The organism is Formosa haliotis, from assembly GCF_001685485.1.
GTDB classification, from domain to species: domain Bacteria; phylum Bacteroidota; class Bacteroidia; order Flavobacteriales; family Flavobacteriaceae; genus Formosa; species Formosa haliotis.
The window spans coordinates 1730415-1751682 of sequence record NZ_BDEL01000001.1 but is presented as its reverse complement, the minus strand read 5'-3'; the positions used below and the strand labels follow the sequence as shown (position 1 = coordinate 1751682).

The 21268-nt window shown below is 35.2% G+C and carries 17 protein-coding genes; 13 read left to right on the top strand and 4 right to left on the bottom strand.

Going from position 1 to position 21268, the window contains the following annotated elements:
* Window positions 1-93: 93 nt before the first annotated feature.
* From A9D35_RS06985 to A9D35_RS06950, 9 genes are all read left to right on the top strand, one after another.
* The gene (locus A9D35_RS06985) at window positions 94-2280 is read left to right on the top strand and encodes a glutamine synthetase III family protein (protein WP_066220845.1); all 2187 of its coding nucleotides are present in this window, start codon (window positions 94-96) and stop codon (window positions 2278-2280) included.
* Window positions 2281-2592: 312 nt separating this feature from the next.
* Window positions 2593-2751 carry a hypothetical protein gene (locus A9D35_RS18675; protein WP_159427047.1) on the top strand — a complete coding sequence of 53 codons (159 nt, stop codon included), beginning with the start codon at window positions 2593-2595 and terminating at the stop codon, window positions 2749-2751.
* 164 nt (window positions 2752-2915) lie between these two features.
* Entirely contained in the window at window positions 2916-4097 is a 1182-nt protein-coding gene (locus A9D35_RS06980) for an AIR synthase related protein (RefSeq protein ID WP_066225900.1), read from the top strand.
* Window positions 4098-4134: 37 nt separating this feature from the next.
* Window positions 4135-5106 carry a DUF3078 domain-containing protein gene (locus A9D35_RS06975; protein WP_066220843.1) on the top strand — a complete coding sequence of 324 codons (972 nt, stop codon included), beginning with the start codon at window positions 4135-4137 and terminating at the stop codon, window positions 5104-5106.
* 192 nt (window positions 5107-5298) lie between these two features.
* Window positions 5299-7851 carry an adenosylcobalamin-dependent ribonucleoside-diphosphate reductase gene (locus A9D35_RS06970; protein ID WP_066220842.1) on the top strand — a complete coding sequence of 851 codons (2553 nt, stop codon included), beginning with the start codon at window positions 5299-5301 and terminating at the stop codon, window positions 7849-7851.
* Between the two features lie 129 nt (window positions 7852-7980).
* Window positions 7981-8610 carry a hypothetical protein gene (locus A9D35_RS06965; RefSeq protein ID WP_141675491.1) on the top strand — a complete coding sequence of 210 codons (630 nt, stop codon included), beginning with the start codon at window positions 7981-7983 and terminating at the stop codon, window positions 8608-8610.
* A gap of 186 nt (window positions 8611-8796) precedes the next feature.
* The gene (gene prfA, locus A9D35_RS06960; RefSeq protein ID WP_066220837.1) at window positions 8797-9873 is read left to right on the top strand and encodes a peptide chain release factor 1; all 1077 of its coding nucleotides are present in this window, start codon (window positions 8797-8799) and stop codon (window positions 9871-9873) included.
* Between the two features lie 76 nt (window positions 9874-9949).
* Window positions 9950-10768 (top strand): orotidine-5'-phosphate decarboxylase, encoded by an 819-nt coding sequence (gene pyrF, locus A9D35_RS06955; RefSeq protein ID WP_066220836.1) that lies wholly within the window; start codon window positions 9950-9952, stop codon window positions 10766-10768.
* 7 nt (window positions 10769-10775) lie between these two features.
* A complete protein-coding gene (locus A9D35_RS06950) occupies window positions 10776-11570 on the top strand; it encodes an ABC transporter substrate-binding protein (protein WP_066220833.1) in 795 nt (264 codons plus the stop codon).
* Here the strand turns inward: A9D35_RS06950 and A9D35_RS06945 are convergent.
* The 3 genes from A9D35_RS06945 to A9D35_RS06940 all read right to left on the bottom strand — a co-directional run bounded on the left by A9D35_RS06945 (window position 11539) and on the right by A9D35_RS06940 (window position 12932).
* Window positions 11539-11766 carry a Lacal_2735 family protein gene (locus A9D35_RS06945; RefSeq protein ID WP_066220831.1) on the bottom strand — a complete coding sequence of 76 codons (228 nt, stop codon included), beginning with the start codon at window positions 11764-11766 and terminating at the stop codon, window positions 11539-11541. The two genes, A9D35_RS06950 and A9D35_RS06945, sit on opposite strands and share 32 nt — an antisense overlap.
* Before the next feature lie 79 nt (window positions 11767-11845).
* The gene (locus tag A9D35_RS18530) at window positions 11846-11983 is read right to left on the bottom strand and encodes a Lacal_2735 family protein (protein ID WP_141675594.1); all 138 of its coding nucleotides are present in this window, start codon (window positions 11981-11983) and stop codon (window positions 11846-11848) included.
* 304 nt (window positions 11984-12287) lie between these two features.
* Window positions 12288-12932 (bottom strand): DUF4197 domain-containing protein, encoded by a 645-nt coding sequence (locus A9D35_RS06940; protein ID WP_439951252.1) that lies wholly within the window; start codon window positions 12930-12932, stop codon window positions 12288-12290.
* Between the two features lie 278 nt (window positions 12933-13210).
* Between A9D35_RS06940 and A9D35_RS06935 the strand changes: the two genes are divergently transcribed.
* Window positions 13211-13789, top strand: a complete 579-nt coding sequence (locus A9D35_RS06935; RefSeq protein ID WP_066220829.1) for a hypothetical protein — start codon at window positions 13211-13213, stop codon at window positions 13787-13789.
* Window positions 13790-13801: 12 nt separating this feature from the next.
* Here the strand turns inward: A9D35_RS06935 and purU are convergent, their stop codons facing one another.
* The gene (gene purU, locus A9D35_RS06930; protein WP_066220826.1) at window positions 13802-14656 is read right to left on the bottom strand and encodes a formyltetrahydrofolate deformylase; all 855 of its coding nucleotides are present in this window, start codon (window positions 14654-14656) and stop codon (window positions 13802-13804) included.
* Between the two features lie 145 nt (window positions 14657-14801).
* Here purU and A9D35_RS06925 point away from each other — a divergent pair, with 145 nt between their 5' ends.
* The 3 genes from A9D35_RS06925 to A9D35_RS06915 all read left to right on the top strand — a co-directional run bounded on the left by A9D35_RS06925 (window position 14802) and on the right by A9D35_RS06915 (window position 21265).
* Entirely contained in the window at window positions 14802-18227 is a 3426-nt protein-coding gene (locus tag A9D35_RS06925; RefSeq protein WP_066220823.1) for a methylmalonyl-CoA mutase family protein, read from the top strand.
* An 82-nt stretch (window positions 18228-18309) separates the two neighbouring features.
* Complete coding sequence (locus tag A9D35_RS06920; RefSeq protein WP_066220820.1) at window positions 18310-19467, top strand: MFS transporter; 1158 nt, start codon at window positions 18310-18312, stop codon at window positions 19465-19467.
* 268 nt (window positions 19468-19735) lie between these two features.
* Window positions 19736-21265: a PhoX family protein gene (locus A9D35_RS06915; RefSeq protein WP_066220817.1), complete on the top strand. Its 1530-nt coding sequence runs from the start codon at window positions 19736-19738 to the stop codon at window positions 21263-21265.
* Window positions 21266-21268 lie beyond the last annotated feature (3 nt).

Sequence of the window (21268 nt, the reverse complement as noted above, 5' to 3'; positions counted from 1 at the left end):
TTATTAGTAATCCCCCATCTTTTTTAGGGGTATTTGCTTTTTGTGTAAAATGTCACAGTTTGAATTTTTATATTTGTAAAAAAAAATGAGGAAATGGCCATATTAAGATTTCATGCGTTAAAGCAAACATTAAATAGAGTACCTATTTATATAGAAGAAAAGGAAAGACGATCAAGTATTTTTGGTCTAAATGTCTTTAATGAAGCCTCTATGCGTCAATATTTAACCAAGGCAGCTTTTAATCAAGTTATGGATGCTAGTGTTAAAGGTTCGAAGATAGATCGCTTGGTCGCCGACCATATTGCTACAGGAATGAAAGAATGGGCAATATCTAAAGGCGCGACACATTATACGCATTGGTTTCAGCCTTTAACAGGAGCTACGGCCGAAAAACACGATGCTTTTTTTGAAACTATTGGAGATGGTTCTGCCATTGAAAAATTTGGTGGAGGTGAGTTAGTACAACAAGAACCAGACGCATCTAGCTTTCCTAACGGTGGAATAAGAAATACATTTGAAGCTCGTGGTTATACGGCTTGGGATCCAACTTCGCCGGCTTTTATATATGGTACTACACTTTGTATTCCAACCGTTTTTGTGTCGTATACCGGTGAAGCATTAGATTATAAAACTCCGCTTTTACGAGCTTTGCAAGCGGTAGATAGTGCAGCTGTAGCGGTGTGTAAGTATTTTGATAAGAATGTAAAAAAGGTAAATGCGTCGTTAGGATGGGAGCAAGAATATTTTTTAATAGATAAAGCTTTGGTGGCTTCGCGTCCAGACATTGTAGTTACCGGACGTACCTTATTAGGACATTCTTCTGCAAAGGGACAGCAATTAGACGATCATTATTTTGGGACCATACCTAAACGTGCTATGTCTTTTATGCGGGATTTAGAGCACGAATGTATGTTGTTAGGGATTCCTGTTAAAACACGTCATAACGAAGTTGCGCCTAATCAGTTTGAGTTAGCACCTATTTTTGAAGAAGCTAATTTGGCTGTAGACCATAATTCGCTGTTAATGGATTTAATGGATAGAATTGCAGAGCATCATAACTTTAAAGTGCTTTTTCATGAAAAGCCGTTTGCCGGTGTAAATGGATCTGGGAAACACAATAACTGGAGCTTAAGCACAGATACAGGTGTAAATCTTTTGGCGCCAGGAAAAACGCCAATGAGTAACCTTCAATTTTTAACCTTTTTTATTAACACGATAAAAGCGGTTCACGATAATGAAGAATTACTTCGTGCTGCCATTGCTTCGGCAAGTAACGATCATAGGTTAGGGGCTAACGAAGCACCTCCGGCTATTATATCGGTATTTATTGGCGAGCAATTAACCAATGTGCTCAGCGAGCTTAAAAATGTGACTAGCGGGAAATTATCGCCCGAAGAGAAAACGGAATTAAAGCTTAATGTGGTAGGGAAAATCCCAGAGATTATGCTCGATAATACCGATAGAAATAGAACTTCTCCGTTTGCCTTTACAGGAAATAAATTTGAATTCCGTGCAGTGGGGTCTAAAGCAAATTGTGCTAACCCTATGACGGTATTAAATTCTATAGTCGCAAAACAACTTATCGATTTTAAAGCTGAAGTTGATATCCTTATAGATAAGAAGGATATGAAAAAAGATGATGCTGTATTTAATGTGTTACGAGAGTATATAAAGAAGTCTAAAAATATCCTTTTTGAAGGAAATGGCTACGGTGAAGCTTGGGAGAAAGAAGCTAAAAAACGTGGGTTAAGTAACAATAAATCGACTCCAGAAGCTTTAAAAGTAAGAGTATCTAAAAAATCTTTAGATCTTTTTGAAAGTTTAGGGGTTATGAATAGAGTGGAGTCTGAAGCGCGTTACGAAATCGAGATGGAAGATTACGTGCATCGTATTCAAATAGAAGGACGTATTCTGGGCGATATTGCTAGAAATCATATTGTGCCTACAGCTGTACGTTACCAAAATATCTTAATTGAAAATGTAAAAGGATTAAAAGAGATTTATGGCGATACGTTTAAAACGGTTGCTAAAGAACAGTTGGCGCTTATAGAAGAAATTTCGGGGCATATCGAGTCTATTAATTCTAAAGTGACTAAAATGATAGGCGAGCGTAAAGCAGTGAATCAAGAAACCGACATTGAAAAGAAAGCACTAGCATACTGTTATAATGTAAAGCCTATGTTTACAGATATTCGTTACCACTGCGACAAGCTCGAATTGTTGGTTGATGATGAGTTGTGGCCACTTACTAAATATAGAGAGCTATTGTTTACCAGATAAATTAAAGATGCCTATAAAATATTTAAAAGCTATCCGATTTCGGGTAGCTTTTTTTGTGCAAAACACCTTAAAAACAGCTGTTGTAAGGGGTGTATTATAGTGTGTTAAGTTTTATTCCGTTTTTTTGATTAATTCTAAGGTGAATTTTCTTACGAATTTCATCGGGTTTTTTGACATTAAATTACATTTTGTCTATCAAAATCGTGGGTGGTCGAAAAGACGTGGTGATTACTAAAATTAGAATGTTGTTGTTGAGTTTGTTATAGATAATTTCAATATATTTACAGTGCTATTAATCTATACAATTTAATTATGAAACGGCTCATTGTAAGTGTGCTGTTGCTGTTAATTGCTACATTTGTTTTTTCTCAGGCGGAAACCTATTCGCAGGATAAAAGTGCGACGAATGAAGCTGTGAACGAGCAACCTGTACAAAAGGAACAAGCGATTGCAGAAGTGGTTTACAAGTAACCCTACTATCGCAGTAAATTAAATTTACAATCTATATATCTTCAGATATCTATAAAAAAGAGATGCTTGAAGATATTTTTTTTGCTTTCTATTTTCCTTCTTTTTATCATAAAAAACTAATTTACAATGCTTACTTTTGTAAATCATTTCAACTTAAAATTCATATGAGTCAAGAAGTCAGTAAGCGATATGCACAACGAGGAGTTTCGGCTTCAAAATCGGATGTACATAATGCTATAAAAAATATTGATAAAGGATTGTTTCCTAATGCATTTTGTAAAATAGTACCAGATTATTTATCGCAAGATGAGGCGTATTGTTTAATTATGCACGCCGATGGTGCAGGTACAAAAAGTGCGTTAGCTTATATGTATTGGAAAGAAACAGGAGATATTTCTGTTTGGAAAGGGATCGCACAAGATGCCTTGATTATGAATATAGACGATTTGTTATGTGTAGGTGCTGTAGATAATATTATGTTGTCTTCAACCATAGGACGTAATAAAAATGTTATTCCAGGCGAAGTGCTTTCAGCAATTATAAATGGTACCGAAGAATTGATTGAAGATTTAAAAGAATTCGGAGTTACTATTCATTCTACAGGAGGGGAAACTGCCGATGTAGGTGACTTGGTCCGTACCATTATTGTAGATTCAACAGTTACAGCACGAATGAAACGCGAAGATGTTATAGATAATGCAAACATTAAGGCAGGCGATGTAATTGTGGGACTGGAGTCTTTTGGACAAGCAACTTACGAAAAGGAATATAATGGCGGTATGGGTAGTAACGGATTAACATCTGCAAGACACGATGTGTTCCATAGCTATTTAGCCGAAAAGTTTCCGGAAAGTTTTGATGCCGCTGTGCCAAGTGATTTGGTGTATTCTGGACAGATGAAATTAACAGATGCGGTACAAGATGCTCCTTTAGACGCTGGTAAATTGGTATTATCGCCAACGCGTACGTATGCGCCTATTATAAAAGCAATTCTATCAAAATATACAAAAGCCGAAATTCATGGAATGGTACACTGTTCTGGGGGTGCGCAAACTAAAATATTACATTTTATTAATCAATTTCATGTGGTTAAAGATAATTTGTTTCCTATTCCACCGTTATTTAAATTAATTCAGGAGCAATCTAAAACAGATTGGAAAGAAATGTATCAGGTGTTTAACTGTGGTCATCGTATGGAGATTTATGTCTCACCGGAAATTGCAGAAGATATCATTTCAATTTCGAAATCCTTTAATGTAAATGCTCAAATTATTGGTCGCGTTGAAGCTTCAGATCGTAAACATTTAACTATAAAAAGTGAGTTTGGCCAATTTGAATATGAGTAAATAAAAGTTGTAAAGATCAAATCGCGTTTAGTTAGGTATGAAATATTATATTTTAATTCTTTTTTGTTTTAGTATTCAGTTTGCTATAGCTCAGCCCGATTCATTATTTATAAAGAAAAAATTAGTGGTCATAGACTCTACGGCTACGCCGAGATGGGTTAATAAAAACAAAGCGGGTATAGATTTAAACGAGGTAGCTTTTGTGAATTGGAGCTCGGGGGGTAGTAATTCTATTTCAGCTATATTTCATGGTAAGTCTTCTCTGGTGTATACCTATCATGATTTTATTTGGAATAGTACCTTAAATACAAGATACGGGATTAACCAACAAGAGAGTGAGCCTTTAAAAAAGACCGATGATTTGTTTGAATTAAATTCATCTGTAGGGTATAAACGGTCTAAGAAATCCAAGTGGTATTATTCCGCGCGATTAAATTTTAAAACGCAATTTGCAAACGGATATTCTTATCCAGACACTTCGAATCCAATTTCTCGTTTTATGGCACCCGGTTATATGTTTTTCGGGGGTGGTATGGAATATGGTAAGGATATAAAAAAACTATCTATTTATATATCGCCTTTAACGTTTAAAGCAACCTTTGTTTTAGACGATAATTTAGCTAATTCGGGAGCTTTTGGGGTTACGCCAGCCGTTTACGATGATGAAGGAAATATTTTAATTCCTGGAGACAAGGTGAGAGAGGAATTAGGTATATTGGTCACCAATTATTACGAAGCAGAACTTGCTAAAAATGTCACTTTAAAAAGTACAGCTAGTTTTTATACTGATTATTTAAACAGTTTTGGAAATATAGATGTAGATTGGGAAGTTTTTATCGGGTTTAAAGTGAATAACTTTATAAAGGCATCTTTAGGGTCGCATCTTAAATACGATAACGATGTGAAAACGCAGGTTGTTATTAATGAAGACGAAGATGAGTATGCCGAAGCAGGAGCTAAAGTACAGTGGCGTCAGCTTTTAGGTATTGGTTTTGTCGTAGATTTCTAATTTTAGCTTCAAAAATAAAATTTATTTATTTGTTAACTTTTTTATGTTGATAAATTTTTAACACTCTAAAAATCAGATGCTTAGTGATTTTTCTTGAAAACTTTTTAATTTTTTATTTAGGTTTTGTTTTAAAATCTTGCCTATATTTGCAGTCTCAAAATTATTCTAGTAACAACAAAAATAAGCAAGACAATGAATGTAGATTCCTTACCTATTCCACAAAAAACATTTACTCAAGATGAAGCTTTTCAAGCAGCGTTAGCCTACTTTAAAGGCGATGATTTAGCAGCAAGAGTTTGGTTAAATAAATATGCACTTAAAGATTCCGATGGAAATATTTACGAGCAAACGCCAAACGATATGCACCGTAGAATAGCAAAGGAAATTGCTAGAATAGAAGCGCGTTATCCGAACCCGTTATCAGAAGATGAGATTTTCGATTTAATTAAAGATTTTAAATATATCGTACCTCAAGGAAGTCCGATGGCAGGAATAGGAAATCCATTTCAAATTGCATCACTTTCCAATTGTTTTGTAATTGGTAATGAAGGAGAGTCAGATTCTTATGGAGGAATCATGAAAATAGACCAGGAGCAAGTACAATTAATGAAACGTCGTGGAGGAGTAGGTCACGATTTATCTCACATTCGTCCTAAAGGATCGCCAGTAAAAAACTCAGCACTTACTTCTACAGGGATAGTGCCGTTTATGGAGCGATATTCAAATTCTACAAGAGAAGTTGCTCAAGATGGTCGCCGTGGTGCTTTAATGTTATCGGTGTCTATTAATCATCCAGATTCAGAAGATTTTATCAATGCAAAATTAGAGCAAGGTAAAGTGACTGGTGCAAATGTATCTGTGCGTATCGATGATGATTTTATGAATGCTGTAAAATTAAATAGCGAGTACACTCAGAAATATCCAATTTTCAGTAAGAATCCTCAGTTTACTAGAACTATTCAAGCCGATGGAATTTGGAAAAAAATTGTACACAATGCTTGGAAATCTGCAGAACCAGGGATCTTATTTTGGGATACCATTATTAATGAATCGGTTCCAGATTGTTATGCCGATTTTGGTTATAAAACCGTGTCGACAAACCCTTGTGGAGAGATTCCTTTATGTCCTTACGATTCTTGTAGATTGCTAGCTATTAACTTATTTTCTTACGTAGAAAATCCGTTTACAAAAAAAGCAGCTTTCAACTTCGAATTATTCAGCAAGCATATTGCGGTAGCACAACGTATCATGGATGATATTATCGATTTAGAATTGGAAAAAATCGATGGAATCTTAGCTAAAATTGACGCCGATCCAGAATTAGCAGTTGTGAAAGCTACAGAAAGAAATCTTTGGGAAAACATAAGGCATAAAGCAGAAGAAGGAAGAAGAACAGGTATTGGAATCACAGCAGAAGGCGATATGTTAGCGGCTTTAGGCATTCAATATGGAAGCGAAAAAGGAAATGCTTTTTCAGTAGAAGTACATAAAAAATTAGCGATAGAAGCTTATAGAGCTTCTGTTTATACTGCAAAAGAGCGTGGTGCTTTTGGCGTGTTTGATTCAGAATTAGAAAAAAATAATCCATTTATCTTACGTTTAAAAGAAGCCGATAGTAAATTGTATTACGACATGCTAGAATATGGTCGTCGTAACATTGCATTATTAACGATAGCGCCTACCGGGACAACGAGTTTAATGACGCAAACAAGCTCTGGAATAGAACCTGTGTTTATGCCAGTATATAAACGTAGACGTAAAGTAAACCCTAACGATAAAGATGTTCGTGTAGATTTTGTTGATGAGGTTGGAGATTCATGGGAAGAGTACGTTGTGTTTCATCACCGATTCAAACAATGGATGGAAGTTAACGGTTTCGACTTGTCTGTAAACTATTCTCAGAAAGAAATAGACGACTTAATAGCAAAATCGCCTTATCATAAAGCAACGTCTAACGATGTAGATTGGTTGAGTAAGGTAACCATGCAAGGTGCTGTTCAAAAATGGGTAGACCACTCTATTAGTGTAACCATTAATTTACCAAACGATGCTACAGAGGAATTAGTTGGTCAATTATACCTAAAAGCTTGGGAAGTTGGTTGTAAAGGAGTTACGGTGTATCGCGACGGTTCACGTTCGGGCGTTTTAATTTCTAACGATGATAAGAAAGAAGAAGACAACGAGAAGTTAACCACATTCCCAACAAAACGACCTCAAATTTTAGAGGCAGATGTTGTTCGTTTTCAGAATAATAAAGAAAAATGGATTGCTTTTATTGGTTTAATCGACGATCAGCCTTACGAAGTATTTACTGGTTTAACAGATGATGAGGACGGTATTTTAATTCCGCGTTGGGTGAATGAAGGATTAATTATTAAAAATAGAAATGAGGACGGCAGTTCACGTTACGATTTTCAGTATAAAAATAAAAGAGGGTATAAAACCACTATTGAAGGTTTATCGCATAAATTTAACCCAGAGTTCTGGAATTATGCTAAGTTAATTTCAAGTACTTTACGTCACGGCATGCCAATAGATAAAATTGTAGACTTAATTAATAGTTTACAATTAGATAGCGAATCTATTAATACCTGGAAAAATGGTGTAGTTAGAGCTTTAAAACGATTTGTAGCCGATGGTACTCATGCTAAAGGACAAACGTGTAGTAACTGTGATTCTGAAAATTTAATCTATCAAGAAGGTTGTCTTACTTGTAAAGATTGTGGATCTTCGAAATGCGGATAATAGCATTTGAGTTATTAAATTATAAAAGGAGTGAACATGTTGTTCACTCCTTTTTTTGATGTAATTTTAATTTTACTATTAAAAATCAATTTGGGTAATTACATTTGTAAAAGCTTAATAGAAAACAAAATGGCTTTAAAAAAGAAGATTATATTAATAGTTTCAATAACGTTGCTAGCGATCAACGTATGGGCTATTTATAATTTTTCTGTAGATAACCTGAGGTTGGTTCGCTTGTGTACTTCTACAATTTTTTTAGTGTTTTTTGCTATTCTAGGAGGGTTGAAAAATGTAAAGTTGTTTATTGTTTTAATTTTATTCTGTATTTCGGATGTCTTTATTTTAAGATATGACGAATTGCTTTATAATAATGCAACTTCTATACTCTCTACCTTGGGGTATTTGGTTTTAGCGAGTTATTTAATTCCTCGTTTTAGTATTAAAAATATGCATATAGGACTGAAAGTTGCTTTTTCTGGTATTTTGCTTGTTAGTGCTTATGTGTTTTACGAAGTGATTGGATTAATGTCTCAATCTTTAAAAAGTGAATTACATCGCTATTTGTATTATTTATATTCGTTAGTTTTATTAGGATTATTGGTTTTAGGAGGGAATTATTTCTTCAGGTATAACACTACAAAATCTCTATACTGCTTATGTTTTATTTTTTCATTTGTGGTTTCCGATTTGTTTGCGGCACTTTCTTATTATTCCAATTTACCTTTATTTTACTACCCAACTCGCTTTTTTATAGTTTAGGCTTAGGACTATTTACGCTTTATGCCATTATGCCTGTGCAGAAGGAAGCGGTATACGACGAAGAACTCGTAGAAGCTTAATCAACCAAATTTATCTGATATAAAAAATATCGAAATTATGCATTTAAATATCGCTGTGTAGAATTCATAAATTATCGTATTTTTGCCCCACAATTTAATAAGGTAGATGTTAGACAAGTTACAAATAGTAAAACAACGTTTTGATGAGGTGAGTGATTTAATCATTCAGCCTGATATTATTACAGATCAAAAACGTTACGTGCAATTAAATAAGGAGTATAAAGATCTAAAAGCTTTAATGGATAAACGTGAGGAATATATAACCTTAATGGAAAATATTAAAGAATCTGAAGATATTATAGCCGATGGTAGTGATGCAGAAATGGTCGATATGGCCAAAATGCAATACGATGAAGCCAAGTCTCGTATACCAGTTTTAGAAGAGGAAATTAAGTTTATGCTTATTCCAAAAGATCCGGAAGATACTAAAAATGCCGTTGTAGAACTACGTGCAGGAACAGGAGGAGATGAAGCCAGTATTTTTGCAGGAGATTTATTTAGAATGTATACCAAATACTGCGAAGGTCGAGGATGGAATGTAAGCACAGTAGATTTTAGTGAAGGTACAAACGGAGGTTTTAAAGAAATTCAGTTTGAAGTTTCTGGAGAAGATGTGTACGGTACTTTGAAATTTGAAGCCGGTGTGCATCGTGTACAACGTGTGCCACAAACAGAAACTCAAGGGCGTGTTCATACAAGTGCAGCAACTGTAATGGTTTTTCCTGAAGCAGAAGAATTTGATATTGAAATTAATCCGAAAGAGGTAAGAATTGACTTTTTCTGTTCGTCAGGGCCAGGAGGACAATCGGTAAACACAACATATTCGGCTGTGCGTTTAACGCATATTCCAACAGGTTTGGTGGCCCAATGTCAAGATCAGAAATCACAACACAAAAATAAGGAAAAGGCATTTAAGGTGTTGCGTTCTCGTTTATACGAAATGGAACTTGCTAAAAAGAATGCCGAAGATGCAGCTAAACGTGGTACGATGGTAACTTCTGGAGACCGTAGTGCTAAGATTAGAACTTACAACTATCCGCAAGGGCGTGTAACCGATCATAGAATTGGATTAACGCTTTACGATTTATCTAATATTGTAAACGGCGATATACAACGAATTATAGACGAATTAATGTTAGCAGAAAACACTGAAAAGTTAAAAGCTAACGATGATGTAATTTAAATTTTTAGCCTCTTTTTTAGAGGCTTTTTTATATAAAAATGCGGGTTAAGCATTTCACTTTTTAAACGATTTAAGCGTGACTACACAAGAACTTATAGAACAAATCCGATTAAAGAATTCATTTTTAACTATTGGATTAGATGTCGATTTAAATAAAATTCCAAAACATTTATTAGACACCGAAGACCCTATTTTCGAATTCAATAAAGCTATTATAGATGCTACGCATCATTTGTGTGTGGCTTATAAACCCAATACCGCTTTTTACGAAGCTTATGGTTTAAAAGGATGGAGAGCTTTAGAGAAAACTATTAATTATTTAAATGACAATCACCCCGAAATATTTACTATTGCTGATGCTAAACGAGGAGATATAGGGAATACAAGTACCATGTATGCTAAAGCCTTTTTAGAAGATCTAGCATTCGATAGTGTAACAGTAGCACCGTATATGGGAAAGGATTCTGTGGAGCCATTTTTAGCTTTTAAAGATAAACATACCATTTTGTTGGCTTTAACCTCTAATCAAGGGGCATTCGATTTTCAGACCAAAACTATAGACGGCAAAGAAGTATATAAGCAGGTACTAGAAACCTCTAAAACATGGGAACATGCAGAGCAATTAATGTATGTTGTAGGTGCTACCAAAGCCGAATATTTAACAGACATCAGAAAAATAATTCCAGAGAGTTTTCTGTTAGTTCCTGGAGTTGGAGCTCAAGGCGGAAGCTTACAAGAAGTGTGTAAATACGGTATGACAGACAATATAGGCTTGTTAATTAATTCGTCTCGCGGAATTATTTACGCTTCAAATGGAACCGATTTTGCCGAGGCAGCAGCAAAAAATGCAGCAATACTTCAGCGAGATATGGAAGCTATTTTAAAAGCTCAATAATAGTATTGTGCCCGTTTTTATTGACCAGTTACATAGAAAACTTCAATTAAATGCTGTCCCTAAACGCATTGTTAGCCTCGTGCCTAGTCAGACAGAATTGTTATGCGATTTAGGTTTAGAAAAAGACATTGTAGGGATTACTAAATTTTGTGTTCATCCCAATCATTTACGTTCAGCCAAAAAGATAGTTGGTGGTACCAAGCAAGTACATCTAGATAAAATTGCAGCCTTAAACCCCGACATCATTTTATGTAATAAGGAAGAGAATTCTAAAGCTATGATTGCCGATCTTGAGGCTATAGCTCAGGTTCATATCTCCGATATATTTACAATAGGCGATAGTCAGGAACTCATCGCTATGTATGGTGAGCTGTTTAATAAAGAAATGGTTGCAAAAGAATTACAAGAGAGTATAGCGCAACAACAAGAGGCATTTCAAGATTACCTTGAAAATAAAATAAATTTGAGTGTGGCGTATTTTATTTGGAAATCGCCATATATGGTAGCCGCAAACAATACGTTTATTAATTACATATTGCAGCAAAATAAATTAGATAACGTGTTTAGTGCAGAAGAACGTTATCCAGAAATAATTGTGGAACACACAGATAAAAATCCCGACCTGGTTTTTTTATCTAGTGAACCTTATCCTTTTACAAAAGAGCATATCAATGAGTTTGAATCATTTTTTCCAAATTCTAAAATTATATTAGTCGATGGAGAAATGTTCTCTTGGTATGGATCTCACTTAACAAAAGCGTTCGATTATTTTAAAGCGCTGAACGAAACTTGTCTTCGTTAGTAGCTTCAATGGTAATCATTTGTTTTCTTAATTTCGAAGCTTCAAAATATAAATAGTCGCTTAAGCTGCAATCAGTTTGCATAACATTGTAAGCTTCTTCTATAAAAGCATTATATAGGCTTTGTAATTCTTCTATTTTTAATAGCCTTTTAAGGTTAGGCTTAACTTGTCCGACTTTACAAAATTGTTTACTCATAATATTAACGTATTTGCATATAATTACGTAAAAATCATGCCAAAGGTTGTGCGGATAACGTTAATAATATGATAATTTATTATTGTAAAGGTAGAGGCGAATCTCCTCTGTATAAGTATTTTAAACGATTAATTTTATTTAATAACTTAATAGCTTGATATTCAGAGATATCGCTCATTGCGGAATCGGTCTGGCGAAAATTATACGCCTGTTCAATAAGTTGCTTGTAGCGTTTATTGAGCTTTTTTGGTTTTTTGAAATTATATCTGTACGGTCCATCTTATTGAAACTTAGTGTTTTAAATATACACTAAAAAAAACTAAACAGAAAACCGTAAAATCATAAAATTTTCAAAAAAAAAGCAATTCCAATCGAACTGCTTTTTTTAGACAAACTAACCAAACTATAAAGTAACTAAGAAGAAACTCTAACTAACTATTTGCGAAGTTCGATTATAATGCGATATGTTGTGTTAAACTAACATTATTACTAAATCAATTAAAAGTTATAATGGTATAACTTTAGTCTTGTAATTGGAATACAGATTGTAATAGTTTTGTAGATCTTGCGGCTGCAGACGTTCTAATTTCTTTTTCTTCAACGGCAATCATAGTATATACACCTTCTAATGCTTCAGAAGTTACATAGTCTGTTAAATCAGGGTTTACTTTCGATATAAACGGTAAGCTGTTGTACTTAGAAATTAGGTTGCTCCAAACTTTGTCTGCACCTACTTTAGTAAACGATTCGTTAATTACAGGATGAAATTTGTCGTAAAGTGCAGATTGTGTTTTCGTGGTTAAATAGGAAGTTGCAGCATCGTCATTCCCAAGAAGTATGCTTTTTGCATCATCGAAAGTTATGTCTTTTACTGCATCAACAAAAATTGGAGTGGCTTCTTTTACAGCATCTTCGGCAGCTCGGTTTAAAACTTTTATACCTTCGTCTGCCAAACTTCCTAAGCCTACACGTCTTAAAGCAAGATCCACTTTTTGAAGTTCTTCTGGCATTACAATTTTAACCAAATCGTTTTTATAAAAACCATCTTCTTGAGTAAGTGAATTTACTTGTTTTTCTATTCCTAAGTTTAAGGCTTCTCTAAGTCCAGAAGCTATATCTGTAGTACTTATGTTTTTAGACTTTCCGCCAATTATGGAATTAGCGATATCTCTTAAGGATTGTGCAGAAGTGTTTAAGGATACCAGAAGTAGGGCTGCTAAAATAATTCGTTTCAATTTTTTAATTTTTAAAGATTTGATTGGCAAAAATATATGTATATTTTAGAAGAATAGCATAAAGTTATGTGAATTTGAGAAAAAATTAGAACGATAATTTTTAACTTGCTGTTGCAATGCTTTCTTTTAAAGAAGCCTGAGTTTATTGGTCCTAATAGGATGTTATGGCATACTAAACTTAACTATAATGCTTTTATAATATAAGATTCATGAAAACTTTTCAGCTTAAATTAGTTAGTTTTTCTAGTAAAGGGTTTAAAAAACAACTTATAATTTCGGTTCATGAAGCCGATGTGTTACGTCAGTTTTTGGTAGATAGTATGCGTTGCGAAGTCTTGGTTATCAATACTAATGTAGGGTTAGATGTGTATTATGAGCATGAAACCCCGAACAAGGAGCTTATAATTGATGCCATACTTATATTATTGGCAAAGAAAAAGATGTCTGTCCTCGATTTTTTTATTCATGAATTAAATTCTAAAGCAGAACTCGTTAAAAAAACGCATATTTATTTTAAACGTCTCATTCAACATCCGTTGTTATTTAAAAATTATTCAAAGAGTTTATGTCGCCAGTTAAATTTACATTATAGCGATAGTCCAAACATCGTCCAAACCTTGTTTGCCATTTGGCAAGATGAATTATTGCATTTAAATAATACCGACATGCAAGTCTATGTTTTGCGGTCTTTTTTGTCGCGTTTACAATTTACTTATGTACAACAATCTTGTAAACCCGAACTTCAAGATTTAATTAAATCGGCATTAGATGTAGAACATCGTAATTAATATTTATAAGGCTTAATAAAAAATAAGAGTCTTATTATTAAACACCATAACCTTTCTGTTAATATGTAATTTAATGGCTGTAGCGAGTACTATTTTTTCTAAATCCCGTCCTTTTGCAATTAAATCTTCTATGGCATGTGTATGAGAAACACGGGCTACATCTTGCTCTATAATAGGCCCAGCATCTAAATCTTCGGTGACATAGTGGCTAGTAGCTCCAATAATTTTCACACCGCGTTTGTATGCCGAATGATAAGGTTTAGCACCCACAAAAGCAGGTAAAAAGGAGTGGTGAATGTTAATGATTTTGTTTGGGTATTCACTAATTAATTTAGGTGAAATAATTTGCATATACCGCGCAAGCACGATAAAGTCAATCTTGTATTTCTTCAGAATTTCTAATTGCTTAGCTTCTGCTTCAGCCTTGGTATCTTTAGTAACGGGTACATGATAAAACGGAATGTTGAAGCTGTCGGCTATGGGTTTTAAATCTAAATGATTACTTAGTATAAAAGGGATTTCAGCATTGAGTTCACCCGAATTATATCGGCCTAAAATATCGTATAAACAATGATCGTATTTCGAAACAAAAAGCGCCATACGAGGTTTAACTTCCGAAGTATAAATACGCCACTTCATTACAAATTGTTTTACCAATGTGTTTTTAAAAGCTTCCTTTAACGCGTCGAGATCTAAAATGTCTTTTTCAAATTCGCTTTCTAATCGCATGAAAAAAATGTTTTGTTCGCGATCTACGTGCTGATCGATATATACAATGTTACCTCCGTTTTGAGCGATAAAATTTGATACAGATGCAATGATTCCAGGTTGGTCATTGCAATGCATCATAAGTGTAATTTTATTCATAATCTAAAAATCCAATAAAGGATTAAAAATAAACAGAAAAAAGGAACAAGACATACTTTTAAATGCTTTTAGATAAATTAAGTTAATAGAGTGTTTTTTTTGAATATTCCGTAAATTGCCGACCATAAAACTGATTTTATTAAGAATGGAACAAATAGCACCCTATAAACCAAAATATAAAGTACGTATTGTAACGGCCGCTTCACTTTTTGATGGCCACGATGCATCTATTAATATTATGCGTCGTATTATCCAGTCCACCGGTGTGGAAGTCATTCATCTTGGGCACGACCGTAGTGTAGAAGAAGTGGTGAATACCGCGATTCAAGAAGATGCTAATGCCATTTGTATGACATCGTACCAAGGCGGACATAACGAGTATTTTAAATACATGTACGATTTATTGAAGGAAAAAGGTGCAGAGCACATCAAGATTTTTGGTGGCGGCGGTGGTGTTATTTTACCTTCAGAAATAAAAGAATTAATGGATTATGGTATTGCAAGAATTTATTCGCCAGACGATGGTCGCGATTTAGGATTGCAAGGCATGATTAACGATTTGGTACAACAATCCGATTTTCCGATTGGGGACAAGCTAAATGGGGAAACCGCATTGTTAACTAGTAAAAATCCGAAAGCTATAGCAAGAATCATTTCGTCGGCCGAAAATTTTCCTGAAGTTGCTAAAGCGACCTTAGCAGATATCCATGATGTAAATAGTAATTCTAGCACTCCAGTTTTAGGCATTACAGGTACCGGTGGTGCGGGTAAATCGTCTTTAGTCGATGAGCTTGTACGTCGTTTTTTAATCGATTTTCCTGAAAAAACCATTGGAATTATTTCTGTAGATCCTTCTAAACGAAAAACAGGAGGTGCACTTTTAGGCGATCGTATTCGCATGAATGCCATTAACAATCCACGTGTGTATATGCGTAGTTTGGCAACGCGACAATCTAATTTGGCCTTATCAAAACACGTTAATGAAGCCATAGAAGTTTTAAAAGCTGCAGCTTACGATTTAATTATTTTAGAAACTTCTGGAATTGGTCAATCGGATACCGAAATTATAGAACATAGCGACTTGTCTTTGTATGTAATGACGCCTGAATTTGGTGCTGCCACACAGTTAGAGAAAATCGATATGTTAGATTTCGCCGATTTGGTAGCTATAAATAAATTCGATAAACGTGGGGCACTAGATGCCATTCGCGATGTAAAAAAACAATACATGCGTAACCATAATATGTGGCACGCCGATCCAGATACCATGCCAGTTTTTGGTACTATCGCTTCCCAGTTTAACGATCCAGGAATGAACACGCTTTACAAAGCCGTGATGGATGGTTTGGTTGAAAAAACTTCGGCCGATTTGCAATCTACTTTCACCATTTCTAAAGAAATGAGTGAAAAGGTATTTGTTATTCCACCAGCTCGAACACGTTATTTATCTGAAATAGCCGAGAATAACAGAGCGTACGATAAAAAAGCAAATACTCAAGTAGAGGTAGCTCAAAAATTATACGGTATTTATAAAACTGTAACAACGCTAACAGATGTACTACCAGAACTTTCAAAGGCAGGATTAAATCAGGATGAAATTCTGAATCAAGTTACTACCGACGACAAACCGTTTGTAAAATTACTAGTCGCTCAATTCGATAAGGTAAAATTAAACCTTGATCCTTATAATTGGGAAGTCATTTTAAATTGGAACGAAAAAGTTAGTAAATATAAAAACCCAATTTATTCTTTTAAGGTTCGCGATAAAGAAATAAAAATTGAAACGCATACCGAGTCGCTTTCTCATTTACAAATTCCAAAAGTAGCTTTGCCTAAGTATCAGGCTTGGGGCGATATTTTACGTTGGTGTTTACAAGAGAATGTGCCAGGAGAATTTCCGTATACTTCGGGCTTATATCCGTTTAAACGTACAGGCGAAGATCCGGCGCGAATGTTCGCTGGCGAAGGTGGGCCAGAGCGTACCAACCGCCGCTTTCACTATGTAAGTGCAGGATTACCAGCAAAGCGTTTATCTACAGCTTTCGATAGTGTGACATTATATGGTAACGATCCGGATTTACGTCCAGATATTTACGGGAAAATTGGAAATGCTGGGGTAAGTATTTGCTGTTTAGACGATGCTAAGAAATTATATTCGGGCTTTAATTTAGCCGATGTTATGACGTCTGTAAGTATGACCATTAATGGTCCGGCACCTATGTTACTAGGATTTTTTATGAATGCCGCCATCGATCAGCAATGTGAGATTTATATTAAGGAAAACGGTTTAGAACAAGAGGTTGAAGCTAAAATCGCTCAAATTTATAAAGAAAAAGGAGTCGCTAGACCAAGTTATAATGGAGAGTTGCCGGAAGGAAACGACGGATTAGGTTTGTTCTTATTGGGCGTTACAGGCGATCAGGTCTTAGATGCCGATGTGTATTTAGACATTAAAACCAAAACCATTGCGCAAGTTCGTGGTACGGTACAAGCCGATATTTTAAAAGAAGATCAGGCGCAAAACACCTGTATCTTTTCAACAGAATTTGCATTGCGTTTAATGGGCGACGTACAAGAATATTTTATAGATAATAATGTGCGTAACTTTTATTCGGTGTCTATTTCTGGATATCATATTGCCGAAGCAGGTGCTAATCCAATCACCCAATTGGCACTGACTTTATCTAATGGATTCACTTACGTGGAGTATTATTTAAGTCGCGGTATGGATATTAATAAATTCGGACCAAATTTATCGTTCTTCTTTTCGAATGGTATCGATCCAGAATATGCTGTTATTGGCCGAGTGGCTCGAAAAATTTGGGCAAAGGCTTTAAAATTAAAATACGGAGCCAACGCTAGAGCACAAATGTTGAAATATCATATTCAAACCTCTGGCCGTAGTTTGCATGCTCAAGAAATAGATTTTAACGATATTCGCACTACGCTGCAAGCGCTATATGCCATTTACGATAATTGTAATTCTCTTCACACTAATGCTTACGATGAAGCTATTACGACTCCAACCGAAGAATCGGTGCGTCGTGCTATGGCGATTCAGTTAATCATTAATAAAGAATTAGGCTTAGCTAAAAATGAAAATCCAATTCAGGGATCTTTCATAATTGAAGAATTAACCGATTTAGTTGAAGAGGCTGTACTTTTAGAATTCGACAGAATTACAGAACGTGGTGGCGTGTTAGGTGCTATGGAAACGATGTACCAGCGTTCTAAAATTCAGGAAGAAAGTTTGTATTACGAGACGTTGAAGCATAATGGAGATTTTCCAATTATTGGGGTAAATACCTTCTTAAGTTCTAAAGGTTCTCCAACCGTTATCCCCAAAGAAGTAATTCGTGCTACCGAGGCAGAGAAACAGTTTCAGATAAAAACGTTAGAAAACCTTCACAAAGGAAACGACACTGAAGCCTTGTTAAAAGATCTTCAGCAGAAAGCCATTCAAAATGAAAATATTTTTGAGGCGCTTATGGATGTTTGTAAAGTGTGTTCATTGGGACAAATTACTGAAGCCTTATTTGAAGTTGGCGGACAGTATAGAAGAAATATGTAAATCAAGGGATACTTTGTTTATCCCTATCAGTGAGATAAAGATGTAATATATTTTTGCGTAATTTGTTCTGACAAAATTTTATATGAATAAACTTAGCAATTCGGTATTATATTTAATGAGTTTTTCGGCTGGTTTAGTAGTAGCAAATTTGTACTACAACCAGCCGTTACTGCATCAAATAGCGGTAGATTTTGGTGTGACAGAATCTCAGGTAAGCCATGTGGCTTTAAGTACTCAGCTAGGTTATGCCTTTGGTTTATTCTTTATTATTCCGCTGGGCGATAAACTTTCTAACCACAAAATATTACAGTTCGATTTTGTGCTTATGGTTATTTCTTTATTAGTAGCCGCTACAGCAGGTTCGCTATGGCTTCTTATTGTGAGTAGTTTTTTTATAGGATTCACTTCGGCCTTACCCCAGCTTTTTGTCCCGATGGCTGCGCAATTAAGCGACGACGAACATCGGGGGCGTGCTATTGGAATTGTGATGAGTGGGCTTTTAATAGGAATTTTAGGAAGTCGGGTAATTAGTGGATTTGTAGGAGAGCAATTTGGTTGGAGAACCATGTATTATGCTGCTTCTGGATTAATGGTGTTGCTTTTTGCACTACTCCGCTTTAAATTACCAAGACTGAAACCTCAATTTAAAGGAAGTTACGCCGCCTTGTTGCAGTCCATGATTCATTATTTTAAAACCGAACCCGAATTACGTTTAGCCTCGCTTCGGGGTGCCTTGGCCTTTGCCGGCTTAAGTGTGTTTTGGACCACTTTAGTCTTTTTGATGGAGGATAATTTCGGATATGGCAGCACGGTTACGGGATTATTTGGTTTACTCGGTATGGTAGGAGCTATGGGAGCAACTGTAGCCGGAAAATTAAATGACAAATTACCGAAACAACGCATACTATTATTTTCTACGCTGCTGCTCATTATATCTTGGTGTATTTTTTTAGTATCAGGACATGCTATTTTCGGATTAATATTAGGCGTTGTTTTGGTAGATTTAGGAATGCAAGCCTTACATATTACCAACCAGAGTATTATTTTTTCAAAAAACCCGGAAGGTAGAAATAGGGTTAATACCATTTATATGGTGTCCTTTTTTATAGGTGGTGCCGTTGGAACAACTTTAGGTGCCTTAGCTTGGCAACATTACCAATGGACAGGTGTTTCTATTTTAGGATTGGTACTTTCTGTACTTATTCTACTCGTTCTGCTTTTATCGAAAAATCGCGAATAATTCTTTCATAATAAAGGTAAGTTGAGTAAATCTTAATCACTATTTTCAATTATACTAATTAAACTTGTGATGTTTAGCATTAACGAAAAACAGATTGTTTCGTGTAAAAAAAGTTTAGTCTTTACATTCCCTCGGCTGTGCATAACCTTTAGTTAATTTTATTAACATTTAGGGAGAGATTAGTTTACCTAAGCACCATTTACCCTTAACAAAATTACAGAAGCGCTGCCATACATTTGTTCATCATTAAATAACTAAAACTAAAATTATGAACAAATTTTTTAAACTCTCTCTTTTATTATTAATTCTTACGGTACCAACGGTGCTAGTAACTAGCTGTGATGTGGAAGACGGTAAAGATGGTGTTGACGGAGTAAATGGAACAGATGGTAAAGATGGTGTAGATGGGGAAGACGGCGAAGATGGAAAAGATGCTTCTGTGTTTTTAATCGCTTCACAATCTCCAACCTTATTAAAGGTTTCAGATGAATTCGTGAACTTAAAAATTTCTACGCTTTTATCTTCAGAAGATATCATTCCTAATTCTCCAGACTTCGTGTATGGCTCTATGGCAGACGGTGCTGGATTAATTAACAATGGCGATAATACCTTTACTTTAATTAATAATTTGGAAGCGGATTATTCTATTGCACGTATCTTATTAAACGAAAATTTACGTCCATATCATGGCGAGTATATTTTAAATGCTGAAGCAACTGCCCAAACAGCGATGTGTTCAGGAACTTTAATAACTCAAGAAGAGCACGGATTCGGACCTTTATACCTTTCGGGTGGTGAATGGGGAGGAGCTTCTAAAGCCGTTTTTGCTGTAGATCCATACAAAAGTGTAGATGATGCTAGCATTGGAGAAGTTTTACCAGCCTTAGGACAATGGTCTACAGAAAATGCTGTGCCAATTGGTAAAGATGCTTATCCAGATAAAACGGTTGTATTTATTGGTGATGACCATTCAGACAATTCTGTGCCATCGGGTCAATTAGGAATGTATGTTGGAAATAGAGGTGATTTAGACGGCGGAAAATTATACGGTTTAAAAGTAACTACAGCAGGTGTAGATTTTGAAATGGATATGGAAGAAGGTGTGTCTTACACGGCTGAATTTGTTGAATTAACAGAAAGAGAAATCGATGCTTTAGATGCCGAAGCGAAATCTAAAAACGTAATGGGATTCTCTAGATTAGAAGATATCGACTGGAGAAGAGGTTCTGCAGCTAACCAAAGAGAAATTTACTTTTGTGTAACTGGTCGTGTATCTGCTAGTTTATCAGGAAAAGGTTCTGCTTTAGGTCGTATATACAAAGTAGAATTAAATGAAACAGATCCAACTGGAGCAGCAAAAATTACTTGTGTTTTAGATGGTGATAAAGTAGGCGGAAAAGCTGAAGGTTTTCATTCTCCAGACAACATTTTAGTTACAGAAAACTACGCGTATATTCAAGAAGATCCTAATGGATATTTAGATACTTCTGTGAACGGTTTTGCTAAAGTATATCAATATAACTTACAAACAGGAACATTAAAAACAGTTTTAGAATGCGACCAAAACAGAGCAGAAGGCTTAGGTTACGGTACAACTTCTAACACATGGGAGTTAACAGGAATGATTGATGTTACCGATGTGGTAAATACTGGAGTAAACACCTTTTTATTAATGACACAAAACCACGGTTGGGTTCCTGCAGATGGTACCTCGTTTACAGATCCATTAGCTAACGCAGACTTAGCAAATAATAAAGAAGGTTCAATGCTTTATGTAATAAAAGGCTTAGATAGATAATTA

What these genes read in the sequence shown, in the direction of transcription:
- A9D35_RS06985 (WP_066220845.1), top strand. Translation starts at nt 94, where the DNA reads ATGGCCATATTAAGATTTCATGCGTTAAAGCAAACATTAAATAGAGTA.
- A9D35_RS18675 (WP_159427047.1), top strand. Translation starts at nt 2,593, where the DNA reads ATGAAACGGCTCATTGTAAGTGTGCTGTTGCTGTTAATTGCTACATTT.
- A9D35_RS06980 (WP_066225900.1), top strand. Translation starts at nt 2,916, where the DNA reads ATGAGTCAAGAAGTCAGTAAGCGATATGCACAACGAGGAGTTTCGGCT.
- A9D35_RS06975 (WP_066220843.1), top strand. Translation starts at nt 4,135, where the DNA reads ATGAAATATTATATTTTAATTCTTTTTTGTTTTAGTATTCAGTTTGCT.
- A9D35_RS06970 (WP_066220842.1), top strand. Translation starts at nt 5,299, where the DNA reads ATGAATGTAGATTCCTTACCTATTCCACAAAAAACATTTACTCAAGAT.
- A9D35_RS06965 (WP_141675491.1), top strand. Translation starts at nt 7,981, where the DNA reads ATGGCTTTAAAAAAGAAGATTATATTAATAGTTTCAATAACGTTGCTA.
- prfA (WP_066220837.1), top strand. Translation starts at nt 8,797, where the DNA reads ATGTTAGACAAGTTACAAATAGTAAAACAACGTTTTGATGAGGTGAGT.
- A9D35_RS06945 (WP_066220831.1), bottom strand. Translation starts at nt 11,766, where the DNA reads ATGAGTAAACAATTTTGTAAAGTCGGACAAGTTAAGCCTAACCTTAAA.
- A9D35_RS06935 (WP_066220829.1), top strand. Translation starts at nt 13,211, where the DNA reads ATGAAAACTTTTCAGCTTAAATTAGTTAGTTTTTCTAGTAAAGGGTTT.
- purU (WP_066220826.1), bottom strand. Translation starts at nt 14,656, where the DNA reads ATGAATAAAATTACACTTATGATGCATTGCAATGACCAACCTGGAATC.
- A9D35_RS06925 (WP_066220823.1), top strand. Translation starts at nt 14,802, where the DNA reads ATGGAACAAATAGCACCCTATAAACCAAAATATAAAGTACGTATTGTA.
- A9D35_RS06920 (WP_066220820.1), top strand. Translation starts at nt 18,310, where the DNA reads ATGAATAAACTTAGCAATTCGGTATTATATTTAATGAGTTTTTCGGCT.
- A9D35_RS06915 (WP_066220817.1), top strand. Translation starts at nt 19,736, where the DNA reads ATGAACAAATTTTTTAAACTCTCTCTTTTATTATTAATTCTTACGGTA.